This window comes from Gordonia phthalatica, assembly GCF_001305675.1.
Classification (GTDB): Bacteria; Actinomycetota; Actinomycetes; order Mycobacteriales; family Mycobacteriaceae; genus Gordonia; species Gordonia phthalatica.
Genome location: NZ_CP011853.1, coordinates 3,450,525 through 3,465,947, shown reverse-complemented (window position 1 = coordinate 3,465,947; position 15,423 = coordinate 3,450,525). Strand labels below are relative to the sequence as shown.

General features: G+C 67.9%; 15 protein-coding genes. 12 read left to right on the top strand and 3 right to left on the bottom strand.

Annotated features, from left to right (window positions below; translation table 11 throughout):
• Nucleotides 1-3: 3 nt before the first annotated feature.
• Nucleotides 4-447 carry an SRPBCC family protein gene (locus ACH46_RS16200; RefSeq protein WP_062393830.1) on the top strand — a complete coding sequence of 148 codons (444 nt, stop codon included), beginning with the start codon at nt 4-6 and terminating at the stop codon, nt 445-447.
• A 59-nt stretch (nt 448-506) separates the two neighbouring features.
• On the opposite strand, the gene ACH46_RS16195 is transcribed toward ACH46_RS16200, so the two are convergent.
• The gene (locus ACH46_RS16195; protein WP_062395540.1) at nt 507-2,297 is read right to left on the bottom strand and encodes a cytochrome c biogenesis protein CcdA; all 1,791 of its coding nucleotides are present in this window, start codon (nt 2,295-2,297) and stop codon (nt 507-509) included.
• Between the two features lie 228 nt (nt 2,298-2,525).
• Here ACH46_RS16195 and ACH46_RS16190 point away from each other — a divergent pair, with 228 nt between their 5' ends.
• Nucleotides 2,526-3,152 carry a fasciclin domain-containing protein gene (locus tag ACH46_RS16190; RefSeq protein ID WP_062395538.1) on the top strand — a complete coding sequence of 209 codons (627 nt, stop codon included), beginning with the start codon at nt 2,526-2,528 and terminating at the stop codon, nt 3,150-3,152.
• A 34-nt stretch (nt 3,153-3,186) separates the two neighbouring features.
• Nucleotides 3,187-3,540, top strand: a complete 354-nt coding sequence (locus ACH46_RS21985; protein WP_417935258.1) for a lipocalin family protein — start codon at nt 3,187-3,189, stop codon at nt 3,538-3,540.
• Here ACH46_RS21985 and ACH46_RS16185 read toward each other — a convergent pair.
• Nucleotides 3,525-4,967, bottom strand: a complete 1,443-nt coding sequence (locus ACH46_RS16185) for a cryptochrome/photolyase family protein (RefSeq protein ID WP_062393829.1) — start codon at nt 4,965-4,967, stop codon at nt 3,525-3,527. The two genes, ACH46_RS21985 and ACH46_RS16185, sit on opposite strands and share 16 nt — an antisense overlap.
• Nucleotides 4,968-5,064: 97 nt before the next feature.
• Between ACH46_RS16185 and ACH46_RS16180 the strand changes: the two genes are divergently transcribed.
• The 5 genes from ACH46_RS16180 to ACH46_RS16160 all read left to right on the top strand — a co-directional run bounded on the left by ACH46_RS16180 (nt 5,065) and on the right by ACH46_RS16160 (nt 9,780).
• Nucleotides 5,065-6,354 (top strand): NAD(P)/FAD-dependent oxidoreductase, encoded by a 1,290-nt coding sequence (locus tag ACH46_RS16180; RefSeq protein ID WP_062393828.1) that lies wholly within the window; start codon nt 5,065-5,067, stop codon nt 6,352-6,354.
• Nucleotides 6,351-7,130 carry a DUF1365 domain-containing protein gene (locus ACH46_RS16175; protein ID WP_062393827.1) on the top strand — a complete coding sequence of 260 codons (780 nt, stop codon included), beginning with the start codon at nt 6,351-6,353 and terminating at the stop codon, nt 7,128-7,130. Before ACH46_RS16180 ends, ACH46_RS16175 begins: the two co-directional genes overlap by 4 nt.
• Nucleotide 7,131: 1 nt before the next feature.
• The gene (locus ACH46_RS16170; RefSeq protein WP_062393826.1) at nt 7,132-8,418 is read left to right on the top strand and encodes a class I SAM-dependent methyltransferase; all 1,287 of its coding nucleotides are present in this window, start codon (nt 7,132-7,134) and stop codon (nt 8,416-8,418) included.
• 83 nt (nt 8,419-8,501) lie between these two features.
• Nucleotides 8,502-9,056 carry an ECF RNA polymerase sigma factor SigK gene (sigK, locus tag ACH46_RS16165; protein ID WP_062395537.1) on the top strand — a complete coding sequence of 185 codons (555 nt, stop codon included), beginning with the start codon at nt 8,502-8,504 and terminating at the stop codon, nt 9,054-9,056.
• Complete coding sequence (locus tag ACH46_RS16160; protein WP_062393825.1) at nt 9,049-9,780, top strand: anti-sigma factor; 732 nt, start codon at nt 9,049-9,051, stop codon at nt 9,778-9,780. The genes sigK and ACH46_RS16160 overlap by 8 nt, the downstream gene beginning before the upstream one ends.
• Here ACH46_RS16160 and ACH46_RS16155 read toward each other — a convergent pair whose 3' ends face one another.
• A complete protein-coding gene (locus ACH46_RS16155) occupies nt 9,781-11,043 on the bottom strand; it encodes a CynX/NimT family MFS transporter (RefSeq protein WP_082399729.1) in 1,263 nt (420 codons plus the stop codon).
• Between the two features lie 57 nt (nt 11,044-11,100).
• Between ACH46_RS16155 and ACH46_RS16150 the strand changes: the two genes are divergently transcribed.
• From ACH46_RS16150 to fusA, 4 genes are all read left to right on the top strand, one after another.
• Nucleotides 11,101-11,775 carry a FadR/GntR family transcriptional regulator gene (locus ACH46_RS16150; protein ID WP_062393824.1) on the top strand — a complete coding sequence of 225 codons (675 nt, stop codon included), beginning with the start codon at nt 11,101-11,103 and terminating at the stop codon, nt 11,773-11,775.
• A 358-nt stretch (nt 11,776-12,133) separates the two neighbouring features.
• The gene (gene rpsL, locus ACH46_RS16145; RefSeq protein ID WP_006894477.1) at nt 12,134-12,505 is read left to right on the top strand and encodes a 30S ribosomal protein S12; all 372 of its coding nucleotides are present in this window, start codon (nt 12,134-12,136) and stop codon (nt 12,503-12,505) included.
• Nucleotides 12,506-12,510: 5 nt separating this feature from the next.
• On the top strand, nt 12,511-12,981 hold the full coding sequence (gene rpsG, locus ACH46_RS16140) for a 30S ribosomal protein S7 (protein WP_062393823.1): 471 nt from the start codon (nt 12,511-12,513) through the stop codon (nt 12,979-12,981).
• Between the two features lie 175 nt (nt 12,982-13,156).
• A complete protein-coding gene (gene fusA / locus ACH46_RS16135) occupies nt 13,157-15,262 on the top strand; it encodes an elongation factor G (RefSeq protein ID WP_062393822.1) in 2,106 nt (701 codons plus the stop codon).
• Nucleotides 15,263-15,423: the final 161 nt, after the last annotated feature.

Below are 15,423 nucleotides of genomic sequence, written 5' to 3'. Positions count from 1 at the left end.
GCCATGATCAGCATGCAGCGCACCGTCACGACGACCGCCCCGGCCGTCGCCGTCTTCGATTACCTGGCGGACTTCACCAACGCCGAACAGTGGGACCCGAACGCCGTGAAGGTGATTCGGCTGTCCGACGACGTCGGCACGCCGAACGGCGACGTCGTCTACCGCGTCACCAGTCGGTTCGCCGGTCGCGAGACCGACCTCGACTACCGGCTCGTCGACCTGGAGCCGCACATGTTGATCCGCTTGCGCGGGGAGAAGCCCGCGGTGACCGCGGTCGACACCATTCGGATCGAGCCGCGACCGGACGGCACCGCCGTCACCTATGCGGTGGAGTTCGACTTCCACGGGGTGTTCGGCCTGCTTGCGCCGCTGCTGCGCCCCGCGGTCCGCAGGCTGCTGGAACAGGGTGCCGTCGGTCTGTCGGAGGAACTTGCCCGCCTGGGATGATCGGCGTCGGCCGAGCGGGGAAGGGGAGCGGCGCGGCGAGCACCGCGGACCGGCCGACGTCACCCGTACGTGAACGAGAAGACCGTCATGCCCTCCGGGATCGACACCTCGACGCGACCGCGCTCGGCGGCCGAGCTGTGCACGATCCGGTGCAGAGTCGGCGGTCCGCTGATCGGAAGCGAGGCGACCGGCCCGCTGGCGACAGTCCCGCCGTCGCCAGTCCCGCCGCTGCCGGTGACGCTGATCGTTCCGGTGCCGCCCGCGACGATGTAGACGTCCTTCGCGCGGTAGTCGAGGGTGATGGTCGCGTCGTGGTCGGCGCGCGCTCCCTGATAGTCCAGCGTCCAGCGACCGCCGAGAGCGAAGGTGTCGGAGCGAAGTTCGCGGGGCGACTCGAAGTCGGCGGTGCCTGCACGGTAGGGCGTGGAACCGCCGTAGTTGACGACCTTGCCGACTCCCAGATATGTCTCGGGAGTGGTCGCCTCGGTGGGCGTGGTGTCTGTCTGCTCGGTGGGCCGGGGCAGATCGATCCCCGGATGCGCGTCGGTCAGCAGCTCTCGGATCAGCCGCTCGGACTGTTCGTATCCGCCCTCGCCGAAGTCGATGTGCCGGACGGTCCCGGACGCGTCGATCAGGTACTGCGCCGGCCAGTAGCTGTTCCGATAATTCGTCCACGTCGAGAACGCCGGATCGAGCGCGATCGGGTACTCGATGCCCAGGCGCCGCGCGGCAGTGACGACATTGGCCGGCACCTTCTCGAATGCGTACTCCGGGGTGTGCACGCCGATCACCTCCAGACCGCTGTCGCGATACGCGCGGTACCAGTCCACGACGTGCGGGATCGCTCGCTGGCAGTTGATGCACGAGTACGCCCAGAAGTCGATCAAGACCACCTTCCCCCGAAGGTGCGACAGGGGCAGCGCCTGGCCGTCGGGAGTGTTGAACCAGTCGGTGATGCCCGTCAACCGGGGTGCGGCGCCGCAGCTCTGCAACTCCTCGGCGCCGTCGGTGCAGTTGCTGAGCTGTCGGTTCTCGTCGGTCACGATTCCGCCGAGATCGAGCCGGCGGTTCAGATCATCGCCGCCGCCGACGGAGTTCTGCAAGGCTCCGGTGTAGTCGGGGATCGTGCGTTGCAGTGCGCCGGGAACGTCGAAGACCAGTCCGACGGCCAACGCGATCATCACCACGCCGCCTGCGACGCGGATCAGGCGCTGCCTGCGGCGAAACGCTCCGACGCGCTCGGCGACTCGTCGCCCGGCGAGAGCGAAGAACAGCAGGGGCAGTGTCGCGCCGATCGCGAACGACAAGGTCAGGACCACGGTGCGGGCCCCGATCTCACCGGTCGCGCCCGCGACCACGATCGCGGCGAGCACCGGGCCCGCGCACGGCACGTACAGCACGCCCAGCGCCAGTCCCAGGCCGAAGCCGGAACGACCTCGACCGACCGAACGCTGGGGCAGTCGTGCGAAGGGCTTCTCCAGGAGCTGCTCGATCCGCGGGAAGATCAGTCCCAACCCGATCGCGGTCAGCACCACCAGACCGGCCCACCGGATGCTGTCCTGGGGCAGGCGCACCAGCGACAGCAGACTCGACCCCACCAGGGTGACGAGCGAGAAACTCGTCACGAGGCCGGCGATGACCCGGTAGGGGCGGGAGCTCTCGGCGAGGCGGTCCCGTCGCGTCGACGCGTCCCCTGCGTCCTCGGCGACACCCTCGGCATTCCCGTCTGCGTCGTCGGTGCGCGCGTTCTGGGCGCCCGAGAAGAACAGGACCGGCAGCACCGGCAGGATGCACGGTGAGATCCCGGTGATGAGTCCGCCGACGAAGCCGATCGCTATCAGTGAGGTCATGCAGGTCATTCGGCGCGGTACCGGTCCCGGATGGGTCGCGCGGTCGGGTCTAGCAGGCTCGACCGAGAACGCGTCGACATCGGACCCATCCGTTTTCGCGACGGCCCCGAATGACTGACGGCACTGCTGATGACCCAGGCAACCGCCGCGGTCCACGACAAGGGAGAGCAGCCGATGAGAACACGAACGATGCGCGCAGGAAGAAAGACGGCCGTCAAGGTGACTGCGATGGGATTCGCCCTCGCTGTCGCGGCGTCGATGACCGCCTGCTCGAGTGACGACATGGACAGTGCGGCGTCGAGCTCGCCGATGGCGACCACGGCCATGAACTCGTCGCCGATGAGCGCCGACCCCGCCGCGGATCTGGTGGGACCGGGCTGCGCCGACTACGCCAAGAAGGTGCCGACCGGACCGGGCTCGGTGACCGGCATGGCGACGTCACCGGTCGCCGTGGCCGCGTCGAACAACCCGATGCTGACCACGCTCACCGATGCGTTGTCGGGCAAGCTCAACCCCCAGGTGAACCTCGTCGACACGCTCAACGGCGGCGAGTTCACGGTGTTCGCGCCGGTCGACGACGCCTTCGCCAAGGTCGATCCGGGCACTCTCGACATGCTCAAGACCGACGCGCCCGCGCTCAAGTCCCTGCTGACCTATCACGTCGTCTCCGGTCAGCTCGGTCCCGATCAGGTCGTCGGCAAGCACAAGACCGTCGAGGGCGCGACCGTCGAGGTCACCGGCAGCGGCGATGATCTGTCGGTCGACGGAGCGCGGGTGATCTGCGGTGGCGTGCACACCGCCAACGCGACCGTCTACCTGATCGACAAGGTCCTCACTCCGCCCGCCGACAAGTGAGGAGCGCATCGGCGGCGGGGTAGCGGGCGACGCGGTGCGTCGTCTCGATCGGGACGACGCACCGCGGGCGTGCGCTCCGCGCGCCGATGCTGTCCGTACCAGGAACGTTGTGGAGACCAGGAGAATAGACGATGTCGGAGCAGCGTGGAGTGACCGTCCGCAGCGCGGTCGCCACCACCCGCCGAACTGTGTGATCGTGGCGCTCGGCAGGGACTACTCGTGGGCGCTGGTGACCGACCCCGCCCGGACGTCCGGCTTCGTGCTCTCCAGAACACCGGTCCTGTCGTCGACGCAGTGGAAGTCGGTCCGCGGTGCGGGGTGCCGTCGGTCTGCCGGAGGTACTCGCCCGCCTGGGATGACGGGCGTCGCGCGTCACAGATCGCGGTAGCGAGCCAGGGCCACCACGCGTTCCTCAGCGTGGTCGACGATCGGCGGCGGGTAGCCTCGGTCGCCGTCGGCGGCGTCGAACAGGGCGGGCTCGGCCGTGCGTCCGCCCGCCTGCTTCCACGGCTGGTGCACGGCTTTGCCTGCGATGCCGCGAAGCTCGGGCACCCAGCGGCGCACGTAGTCGCCCGACGGGTCGAAGCGTTCGCCCTGGGACACCGGATTGAACACCCGGAAGTACGGGGCGGCGTCGGTGCCGCACCCGGCCGTCCACTGCCAGCCGTGCTGGTTGGACGCGAGGTCGCCGTCGACCAGGTGCGTCATGAAGTACCGCGCGCCGCGCCACCACGGCAGGTGCAGATCCTTCGTGAGAAACGACGCCACGATCATCCTCGCCCGGTTGTGCATCCAGCCCTCCGCCAGCAGCTGGCGCATCCCGGCGTCGACGATCGGGTACCCGGTGCGGCCGCGGCACCAGGCGTCGAACGCCGCATCCGCGTCCGGGCCGCTGTCGTACTCCATCCGATCGAACTTCGCGTCGACGCCGGTGCGAGCAGTCTCGGGGCGATGGAAGAGGACATCCGCGTAGAAGTCGCGCCAGGCCAGCTCACTGCGCAGGGTGGTTGCGCCGTCGTCGGTCCGCGCCCGCAGATCGTGCAGGATCGTTCGCGGATGGAGGCAGCCGAACTTCAGGTACGGCGACAGGCGTGACGTCGCGTCGAGATCGGGCCGGTCTCGGTCGTCAGCGTAACGATCCAGCTCGCTGGTCCCGCCGTCCCGGAACGCGCGCCATCGCTCGAGCGCGGCCTTCTCCCCGGCGACAGGCAACGCCGCGGCATCACTCGCCTCCTCGGTCAGCAGCTCGGCGACGGCGGCACGCCCCAGACGTTCGATGCGGCCGCGCGGAAGAACCGCATCGGGGTCGAGCCAATCGACGGTGTCCGGCCCCGTCAGCGCGGGCGAATGCCACCCGTGGTCGAGCCACGCCCGCTTGAACGGAGTGAAGACACGGTAGGGCCCACCGGCCTTGGTGCGGACGCGCCCGGGCGACACCGCGTACGGGGAGCCGGTCCGAATCAGCGGCACCGAGGCCGGCAGGGCCGCCTCCACCGCCTCGTCCCGGGCACGCCCGTACGGGCCGAAATCCTCACTCACATGCACCGAGTCGACGGACAGAACGTCGACGAGCTCGGGGATCACCTGAACCGGATCGCCCGACACCACCAGGAGCCGCCCGCCGAGATCGGCGTCGAGAGCCTCCAGGCATCCGGCGAGGAAGGTGGTCCGCGGTGCACCCGACGGACGCACCAGGGCGTCGTCGAGCACGAAGACGGCGAGCGCCGACTCCGCGCGGTCAGCCGCGGCCGACAGCGACGGCAGATCGTAGAGGCGGAGATCGCGGCGAAACCAGACGATGGCCGTTGAGTTCATGGTTTCCAGTGTGCCCACCCATCCGCTCGCGAGGTGGCTCCGAATGGCTTCCGTGACTGCAACCAATGACCTTCAGCCCACGGCACGACGAGTCGCGGTGATCGGCGGCGGCGTGGCCGGATTGACGGCCGCCTACCTCCTGGCACCGAGCGCTCAGGTGACGATCTTTGAGGCCGATGACCGCCTCGGCGGGCACGCCCACACGCACCAGGTGACCGCCGCCGACGGCTCGCCGATGCCGGTCGACTCCGGCTTCATCGTCCACAACGACCGCACCTATCCCACCCTGTGCCGACTCTTCGACGACCTCGGCGTCGCGACCCAGGCCACCGACATGTCGATGTCGGTCCGTTCGGAACTGACCGGTCTCGAGTACGCGGGCGCGCGCGGCCTGTCGGGTCTGTTCCCTGTCCCACGAAATCTGGTGCGCGGCCGCTACCTGCTGATGCTGGCGGAGGTCAGTCGGTTCCATCGGCTGGCGCGCCGCGTGCTCGACGATCCCGGCGACGACCAGTCCCTCGACGACTTCGTGCGCCGCAGCCGCCTGTCGGGCTACTTCCGCGAGAACTTCCTGTTGCCGCTGGTGGCCGCCGTGTGGTCGTGCGATGAGCAGACGGCCGCCCGCTATCCGGCCCGGTATCTCTTCACCTTCCTCGACCATCACGGGATGCTGTCGGTCCACGGCTCACCCGAGTGGCGCACAGTGGTCGGCGGTTCGGCGACCTATGTTCGCGCGGTCGCCGACCACGTGCGTGCGCACGGCGGCGAGATCCGACTGTCCGCCCCCGTCGACGACCTCGCCGAGATCGGCTCCGGTGTCGCGGTGACCGCCGGCGGAACCACCTCTCTGTTCGACGCCGCCGTGGTCGCGACGCACCCGCACCAGGCGCTGTCGATGCTCCGGGCGCCGACGACGCTGCAGGCCGACGTGCTGGGCGCCATCGGCTACGTCGAGAAGCCTGCGGTCCTGCACACCGACGAGAGCCTGCTCCCCGTCGCGATGAACGCGCGGGCGTCCTGGAACTACCAGATCCGCGACGACAGCGTGCCGGACGGCAGCGGGATTGCCGTCACCTACGACATGACCCGCCTGATGCGACTGCCGGGCGACGGTCCACGCCACCTCGTGACGATGGGACGTACCGACCTGGTCGACCCGACGACGGTCCTCGCGGAGATGCGCTACGAGCATCCGATCTACGACCTCGACTCGGTGGCGGCGCAGCAGCGACTGTCGCAGATCGACACCCGGGCCGTCGTCTTCGCCGGCGCCTACCACGGGTGGGGCTTCCACGAGGACGGCGCGGCCTCGGGGGCGCGCGCTGCGCAGCTCCTCGGCGGCACCTGGCCCACGTCGACGCAGACCCAGGCGGTGGCGGCGCGATGACCGCGCCTTCGACCCCGTCACTCGTCGCGACGCGGATCAACCATGTACGGCGCGAGCCCGTCGACCACCGGTTCGCGCACCGCAGTCTGAGTTGGTTCGTCGACATCGACGAGCTCCCGGAACTCCCGCGAGCCCTGCGCTGGGCGGCGCGCTTCCGGGCGGCCGACCACTTCCCTCAGCCCGCGCAATCGGGCGACACCCTGCGCAGTCGTCTCGACGCCCACCTCGATGATGTCGGCGTCGCCCGCCCGACCGGAGCGGTGACCGCGCTGCTCTCACCGCGGGTGGCCGGCTATGTCTTCAATCCGCTGACCGTGTTCTGGTGCCACGACGCGGCGGGCGCCCTGCAGTACGTCGTCGCTGAAGTGCACAACACGTACGGCGGTCGGCACTGCTACCTGGTGCGCACCGACGCGGCCGGTCGTGCCGAGGTGGAGAAGGAGTTCTACGTCTCGCCGTTCAACGACGTCTCCGGCCGCTACCGTCTGGCGCTGCCCGAACCGGATCCCGCGGGCCGCGTCCGGCTCTCGGTGATTCTGGACAGGCCCGGTCAGGCGCCGTTCACCGCGACGCTCGTCGGCCGAACGCGACCGGCCACCGTCGGTGCGGTGATCACCGCGCAACTCACCGCCCCGCTCGCCCCGTGGCTCGTTGCCGCTCGCATCCGCATCCACGGTGTGTGGCTGTGGGCGCGAGGCCTGCGCATCGTCGATCGACCCGCTGACCCGATTCCCGCCGACCCCCCGCATGCACTTCGCCGACCGAAGGACTCGTGACATGACCACCGATCACCGCCTCCCGTACTCGCCCGCCGACATCCACGTGGACCCTCGGGCGTGGCCCGATGTGGCACACCGACCGACGTCCCGCCTCCGCGCCCTCGCCGCCGGTCGACTCTTCGCCGCCGCCACTCGACGTCTCCCGATCTCGGTCGAATACCCCGACGGACGGCTGGGAGGTGCCGCGTCCGACGCGGTGCTTCCGCGGATGATCGTGCGCGACCCCGAGTCGTTGTTCCACCGGCTCGGCACGTCCGGGCTCATCGGATTCGGTGAGGCGTACATGGCGGGGGACTGGACCACCGACGACCTCGTCGGCGTGCTCACCCCGTTCGCCGAACGCGTCGCGGAACTGGTGCCCGCGCCGCTCCAGCGACTCCGTTCGCTGGTGCTGCCTGGCCACCCCGATGACGAGCAGAACACCGTCGCGAACACGCGGTCCAACATCGCCCGGCACTACGACCTGTCCAACGAGCTCTTCGGAGCCTTCCTCGACGAGACGCTGAGCTATTCGAGTGCCTACTTCGGCTCGGATTCGGCTGCGGAGACGGCGGACTGGTCGATGCTCGCCGACGCGCAACGCGCGAAGATCGACCGCCTGTTGGACCAGGCGGGCGTCGGCGAGGGAACCCGGCTGTTGGAGATCGGCACCGGATGGGGCGAACTCTGCCTCCGCGCTGCCGCGCGCGGTGCGCACGTCCGATCGCTGACCCTGTCCAGCGAACAACGCGAGCTGGCGCTCGAGCGCGTCGCCGCGGCCGGCTTCGCCGATCGGGTCAGCGTCGACCTGCTGGACTACCGGCTCGTCGACGGCGAGTACGACGCGATCGTCTCGGTGGAGATGCTCGAAGCGGTCGGTCGCGAATTCTGGCCGGCGTACTTCCGCACGCTCGATCGGGTGCTGGTGCCCGGTGGTCGCGCCGCCGTCCAGGTGATCACCATGCCGCACGCGCGGATGCTGGCGTCCGAGGGCACGTACACCTGGGTGCACAAGTACATCTTCCCCGGCGGCCAGCTCCCCTCGATCGAAGCGCTGCGCGAGGTCACGACCGCCCACACCGGACTCGACCTGGTCGATGAGAAGGCGATGGGATGCCACTACGCGCGGACGCTGCGGTTGTGGCGCGAGCGGTTCGTTCGTAGCGACGCCGTCATCGCCGACCTCGGGTTCGACTCCGTGTTCCGTCGGATGTGGACGTTCTACCTGGCCTACTCCGAGGCCGGCTTCCGGTCCGGCTACCTGGACGTGTACCAGCTCGGCTTCACGAAGCCGCCGGTGCCGTAGATGAACCGTCTGTCATGACCGTCGCGTTCGCTCCGGCTAGGCTGTCACCTGATGACATCCTCCGAACCGCGGGCGAGCGGCCGATGACTGTCGATGCGGATCGACTGGAGCATCTGCTCGAACTCGTGGCGGCCGGCGATCGCGCAGCGTTCGCAGACCTGTACGACCGCACCGGGCCGCGCGTATACGGCATGGTCCTGCGGGTCCTCCGCGACCCGGGGTACAGCGAAGAGGTGACGCAGGACGTCTATCTCCAGATCTGGCGGGACGCCGGTCGGTTCGACGCCGAGCAGGGCAGCGCCATGTCGTGGCTGCTGACCATCGCGCACCGGCGCGCCGTCGACCGGGTGCGTTCCGAGAGCTCTGCCAGTGCTCGCGAGAACCGGTACGGGTTGCGGTCGCTCGCCGAGGTCGTCGCAGGTGTCGACGACGAGGTGCTGATGCGCGAAGCCGGCGGTCGCGTGCGCGACTGCCTCGGTACCTTGACCGACTTGCAGGCACAGGCGGTGAGCATGGCCTACTACGACGGCTTCACCTACCGCGAGGTCGCCGACCGGTTGGCGGTCGCGCTGCCCACCGTGAAGAGCCGCATCCGCGACGGTCTGAAGCGATTGAGGGGGTGCTTGGGCAGTGAGTGAGGACTACGATGACCTCCGCGACCTCGCGCCGCTCATCGCCTTCGATGCGGTGGACGATGTGGAGCGGGCGCGCATCCTGAAGGCGGTGGCGCAGGCCGATGAGACCGATCGCCGAGCATTCGAGGACGAGCTGAAGGCAGTGCGCGCGACGCTCGTGCGAATGAGCGAGGCGACTGCCGTCGAGCCGCCGTCTCAGCTCCGTGACAGGGTTCTGTCGAGACTCGACGAACAGCCGTCCGCACGGGATGATGCGGTCGGATCGCCCGTACGCGATCGTCGCCGACTCAGACTCGTGGCCGCTGCGGCAGCCGCGGCGATCGTGCTCGCCGCCGGCGGCGTCATCGGCTACACGGTCGCCGGACGCGGCGAGCAGGCCGCACCGTCGCAGACCGAACAGATCTTCGCGGCGCCAGACGTCCGCACGACCACCGGAACGGTCGCGGGCGGTCAGGCGACCGTCACCTACTCCCCGTCAACGGGCGAGGGTGTCCTGGTGATGAACGACGTCCCGCGACCGGCTCCCGGAACCATCTACCAGATGTGGCTGATCGGTCCGAGCGGGCCGAAGCTCGCGGGAACCATGTCGGACGCCGACGTCTCACCGTCGACCACCGCGATGATCACGGACATGAGGGGGGCGACGGCCGTGGCGTTCACCGTCGGCGACTCGGCCACTCCGGACAAGATGATCTCGGCCCCGGTGGCAGAGCTCCCGCTGTCGTGATCAGCTCAGCTGATCCTCCAGGTACCGCGGACGGCAGATGGCCCACGCGCCGATCAGCATGACGCCGACCGTGACCGTGAGGAACGCGAACGGCAGCGCCCACGAGTCGGTCGCGTCGTGCAGGATGCCGAACAGCGTCGGACCCGAGCAGGCGAACAGGTAGCCGACGCCCTGGCCGAAGCCCGACAGTGACGCCGAGCCCGCACTGGTCCGGGTGCGCAGATTGATCAGGGTCAGCGCCATCGGGAAGGTGGTGGGGCCGATGCCGATCAAGATCACCCACAGCCACGTGAGGGTCAGCGGCGCCCACAGCAGACCGGCGAAGCCGATCAGCCATGACGCCGCGAACAGGACGGCGAACCCGAACGGATTCGCGAACCGCGTGCACAGCACCGGTGCCACCAGCGTGCCCGCGAAGCCGACACCGGAGAACAGCGCGACCATCGCGCCGCCCAACGCCTCCGACCCGCCTGCGTCGCTCAGGACCGACGGCAGCCAGGTGAACAGCGAGTAGGTCATCAGCGAGGTCATACCGAACATCAGCGTCAGGCCCCACGCCATCGGAGTGCGCCAGACGGGCAGTCGTGCTGCGGTCTCCGCCGCGGGGCGCGCCTCCGCAGGCAGCTCGGCTTCGGCGCGCACGGTACGACGACGCTCGCGGACCACCCAGACCCACGGCAGCAGGGAGACGGCCGGGACCAGCGCCCACATCGCCAGCGACATCCGCCATCCCGCGGCGTCGGCGACGGGAACCGCGATGGCCGCGGGAATGGCCGTGCCGAGCTGCACGAACGTGATGTAGGCGGTGCTGATCACGGCGATCTGATCGCTGAAGTACCGCTTCACCAGCGGCGGGATCAGGATGTTGCCGACACCCATGCCGAACAGGGCGACACACGAGAGGATCAGGAACGGCCACACCTCGTGCACCAACGATCGTGTCGCGATGCCGACACCGGTCAAGACCACGGCGGCGAGGGTCACCTGCTCGATGCCGAAACGGCGGCCGAGTGCGGGGGCGAAGACGCCGGCGGCGCCGAACATCAGCGTCGGAAGCATCCCGATGACGCCGATGATCGACGTCCCGAAGCCCACCTCGTCGCCGATCCGAGTCAGCAGTGGAGCGATCGAGGTGACCGCGGTGCGCAGGCTCAGCGAGAAGATGATGATCGCGGCCAGCACGATGATCCGCCCGCGCCACTCGCCGCCGCGGGTCGGTCGCGGTGGGGTGATGTCGCGAACTGTCGTCGTCTCGGCCGTCATGACAGGAAATCGTAGGATGAATGGTTGTATCGGCGCAAAGTGATTTAGACTGCGGCCGTGCAAACGGTCAAACGGCAGACGCTCATCGGTCAGGTCACGCAACAGCTGCGCGACGAGATCTCCGCGGGCCGCTGGGCGGTCGGGGAGCGGATCCCTACCGAACCCGCCCTCTGCGAGATGACCGGCACCGCCCGCAACACCGTGCGCGAAGCCGTGCAGTCCCTGGTGCACGCGGGACTGCTGGAGCGTAGGCAGGGGTCGGGCACGTATGTGATCGCCGTCGACGAGCAGGAGGTCGCCTTCGGTGACTTCTTCGCGGCCGCGCGCAGGCAAGACCTCCTGGAACTGCGCGAGGCGCTCGAGGTCACCGCGGCCGGGCTCGCCGCGAAGCGTCGCGACGCCGACGACATCGCGACCTTGAGGAGACTGCTGGCTCAGCGCAATCGGTCCTGGCGCGACGACGCGGTCGACGAGACCGGCCGGAACGCCGCCATCGAAGACGACACCCGGCTGCACCGCGCGGTGGTGGCCGCGAGCCACAACGCCGTCTACCTCGAGTTCTACGACTCGCTGCTGCCGGCCCTGCGGAACTCGATCGGCCAGCACGACGTCGGCCCGGGATTCTCGTACGAGCAGGAGCACACAGCGGTCGTGGAAGCCGTCGTCGACGGCGATTCGGACCGTGCTCGACGGGCGGCTCGCGCGCTGCTCGCGGGCGTCGGCGAGAGGTAGTCGGGCAGAGCCGCTCGGCACCGCCGGGAGGCCTCGCGTTCAGGCCTGTCAATGATTTTGACCGAGCCAAATCGGGGCGGTAAAGTATTTCGTCGGTGCCTTGCCATGCTCGGCGCCGCTCACCGGTTCGGTTCCCACGCGGAGACGAACGGTGGTGGGACCGTGCTCAAGCATACGGCGGGCGACACGCCCGACAGCGGGTGCACGTTTCAATCCTGACCTGCACAAATGTGTGGGTGGGGCGGGTTGCGGAAGTCGATTTCTGTGCGTGAGCGCAGTGATCTACCTGCCCGGAGCACAAACCGCAACGAACACAACGAGGCCCGGCGAGAGCCGGTCCGCAACGAGAAAGAACTCAGTGCCAACTATTAACCAGCTGGTCCGCAAGGGCCGCAAGGACAAGACGTCCGCCAAGAAGACGGCCGCCCTGAAGGGCAGCCCGCAGCGTCGTGGCGTGTGCACCCGCGTGTACACCACCACCCCGAAGAAGCCGAACTCCGCTCTGCGTAAGGTCGCCCGCGTGCGCCTGACCAGTGGCGTCGAGGTCACCGCCTACATCCCCGGTGAGGGCCACAACCTCCAGGAGCACTCGATGGTGCTCGTCCGCGGTGGTCGCGTGAAGGACCTCCCGGGTGTTCGTTACCGCATCATCCGCGGCTCGCTCGACACCCAGGGTGTCAAGGACCGCAAGCAGGCTCGCAGCCGTTACGGCGCCAAGAAGGGGAACTGATCTAAATGCCACGTAAAGGACCCGCTCCCAAGCGCCCGCTGATCAGCGACCCCGTCTACGGTTCGCCGCTGGTCACCCAGCTCGTCAACAAGATCCTGCTGGACGGCAAGAAGTCGACCGCCGAGCGCATCGTGTACGAAGCCCTCGAGCAGGCTCGCGAGAAGACCGGCACCGATCCGGTCGTCACCCTCAAGCGTGCGCTCGACAACGTCAAGCCCACCCTCGAGGTCAAGAGCCGCCGCGTCGGCGGCGCCACCTACCAGGTGCCGATCGAGGTCAAGCCCGGTCGCGCCAACACCCTGGCTCTCCGCTGGCTGGTCACCTTCAGCCGCCAGCGTCGCGAGAAGACCATGGTCGAGCGCCTGGCCAACGAGCTCCTCGACGCCTCGAACGGTCTCGGTGCCTCGGTCAAGCGTCGCGAAGACACGCACAAGATGGCTGAAGCCAACCGCGCCTTCGCTCACTACCGCTGGTAGTCCGCACTGCTGCGCACGGCTGTTCCTCAAGGGGGCGGCTGAGCGCCTGGTCGTGACGTCGGGCTGGGGGAGCGAAAGCAAACCCAGCCCCGACGCCCGACTCGGACTACTGTTTCGGCGGTAGGCCCCCATTTTGAACAAGACTTAAGCGCGAACAGAATCCCGGAGGGATTAGATGGCACAGGAAGTGCTCACCGACCTCACCAAGGTCCGCAACATCGGCATCATGGCGCACATCGACGCCGGCAAGACCACCACGACCGAGCGCATCCTCTACTACACCGGTGTGAACTACAAGATCGGTGAGACCCACGACGGTGCATCGACCACCGACTGGATGGAGCAGGAGAAGGAGCGTGGTATCACCATCACCTCCGCCGCCGTGACCTGTTTCTGGAACAACAACCAGATCAACGTCATCGACACCCCCGGTCACGTCGACTTCACCGTCGAGGTTGAGCGCGCGCTCCGCGTGCTCGACGGCGCCGTCGCCGTCTTCGACGGCAAGGAAGGCGTCGAGCCCCAGTCCGAGCAGGTCTGGCGCCAGGCCACCAAGTACGACGTCCCCCGCATCTGCTTCGTCAACAAGATGGACAAGATGGGCGCGGACTTCTACTTCACCGTGCAGACGATCATCGATCGCCTGGGCGCGAAGCCGCTCGTCATGCAGCTTCCGATCGGTGCCGAGGACGAGTTCGACGGCGTCGTCGACCTCCTCGAGATGAAGGCCATCACCTGGCGCGGCACCGTCGAGATCGGCGCCGAGCCGACCATCGAGGAGATCCCCGCCGACCTCGCCGACAAGGCCGCCGAGTACCGCGAGAAGCTGCTTGAGACCGTCGCCGAGTCCGACGAAGCCCTCATGGAGAAGTACTTCGCCGGTGAGGAACTCTCGATCGAGGAGATCAAGGGCGCCATCCGCAAGCTCACGATCAACTCGGAGATCTACCCGGTTCTCTGTGGCTCCGCGTTCAAGAACAAGGGCGTTCAGCCCATGCTCGACGCTGTCATCGACTACCTGCCGAACCCGCTGGACATCGGCGAGATCCAGGGCCACGTCGTCGACAACGAAGAAGAGATCATCGAGCGCCACCCGGACCAGGACGCACCGTTCTCGGCCCTGGCGTTCAAGATCGCTGCGCACCCGTTCTTCGGCAAGCTGACCTTCGTCCGCGTCTACTCGGGCAAGGTCGATCCGGGCACCCAGGTCCTGAATGCCGTCAAGGGCAAGAAGGAGCGCATCGGCAAGCTCTTCCAGATGCACGCCAACAAGGAGAACCCGGTCGACAACGCGGTGGCCGGCCACATCTACGCGATGATCGGCCTCAAGGACACCACCACCGGTGACACCCTGTGCGACATCGCGAACCCGATCGTTCTCGAGTCCATGACCTTCCCGGACCCGGTCATCAACGTCTCGATCGAGCCGAAGACCAAGTCCGACCAGGAGAAGCTGGGCACCGCGATCCAGAAGCTCGCTGAAGAGGACCCGACCTTCTCGGTCAAGCTCGACGAGGAGACCGGCCAGACCGTCATCGGCGGCATGGGCGAGCTCCACCTCGACATCCTGGTCGACCGTATGAAGCGCGAGTTCAAGGTCGAGGCCAACGTCGGCAAGCCGCAGGTCGCGTACCGCGAGACCATCCGCAAGACCGTCGAGAAGCACGAGTTCACCCACAAGAAGCAGACGGGTGGCTCGGGCCAGTTCGCCAAGGTCATCATCAAGCTGGAGCCGTTGGTCGACGCCGAGGACGGCGCGACCTACGAGTTCGCGAACGCCGTCACCGGTGGTCGCGTTCCGCGCGAGTACATCCCTTCGGTGGATACCGGTGCGCAGGACGCGATGCAGTACGGCGTTCTGGCCGGCTACCCGCTGGTCAACCTGAAGGTCACCCTCCTCGACGGTCAGTACCACGACGTCGACTCCTCGGAGATGGCCTTCAAGATCGCCGGTTCGCAGGCCCTTAAGGAAGCTGCGAAGATGGCGTCGCCGGTCATCCTGGAGCCGATCATGGCCGTCGAGGTCACGACTCCGGAGGACTACATGGGCGACGTGATCGGCGACCTGAACTCCCGCCGTGGCCAGATCCAGGCCATGGAGGAGCGCAGCGGTGCACGAGTCGTCAAGGCTCAGGTCCCGCTGTCGGAGATGTTCGGCTACATCGGAGACCTGCGGTCGAAGACTCAGGGCCGAGCAAACTACTCCATGGTTTTCGATTCGTACGCTGAGGTTCCGGCGAACGTCTCGAAGGAGATCATCGCGAAGGCGACGGGCGAGTAGTCTCGCTCGCCGTATTGGCGGACCTCGCGTCGGAGGCGGGTATCGAATCCGAGCGCACAAGAGAATAAGGTGGACGGCCAGACCCGATGAGAATCGGGTTTCGGTCTGACACCGAATCACCAAACTGCTCCTGCCGACGGCAGGAAGTAACAAACCCACTG

Excerpts from the sequence above, each read along its gene's own strand:
- ACH46_RS16200 (WP_062393830.1), top strand. The coding sequence starts at position 4 with ATGATCAGCATGCAGCGCACCGTCACGACGACCGCCCCGGCCGTCGCC.
- ACH46_RS16170 (WP_062393826.1), top strand. The coding sequence starts at position 7,132 with ATGACCACCGATCACCGCCTCCCGTACTCGCCCGCCGACATCCACGTG.
- ACH46_RS16195 (WP_062395540.1), bottom strand. The coding sequence starts at position 2,297 with ATGACCTCACTGATAGCGATCGGCTTCGTCGGCGGACTCATCACCGGG.
- ACH46_RS16155 (WP_082399729.1), bottom strand. The coding sequence starts at position 11,043 with ATGACGGCCGAGACGACGACAGTTCGCGACATCACCCCACCGCGACCG.
- ACH46_RS16175 (WP_062393827.1), top strand. The coding sequence starts at position 6,351 with ATGACCGCGCCTTCGACCCCGTCACTCGTCGCGACGCGGATCAACCAT.
- sigK (WP_062395537.1), top strand. The coding sequence starts at position 8,502 with ATGACTGTCGATGCGGATCGACTGGAGCATCTGCTCGAACTCGTGGCG.
- ACH46_RS16190 (WP_062395538.1), top strand. The coding sequence starts at position 2,526 with ATGGGATTCGCCCTCGCTGTCGCGGCGTCGATGACCGCCTGCTCGAGT.
- ACH46_RS16185 (WP_062393829.1), bottom strand. The coding sequence starts at position 4,967 with ATGAACTCAACGGCCATCGTCTGGTTTCGCCGCGATCTCCGCCTCTAC.
- fusA (WP_062393822.1), top strand. The coding sequence starts at position 13,157 with ATGGCACAGGAAGTGCTCACCGACCTCACCAAGGTCCGCAACATCGGC.
- rpsG (WP_062393823.1), top strand. The coding sequence starts at position 12,511 with ATGCCACGTAAAGGACCCGCTCCCAAGCGCCCGCTGATCAGCGACCCC.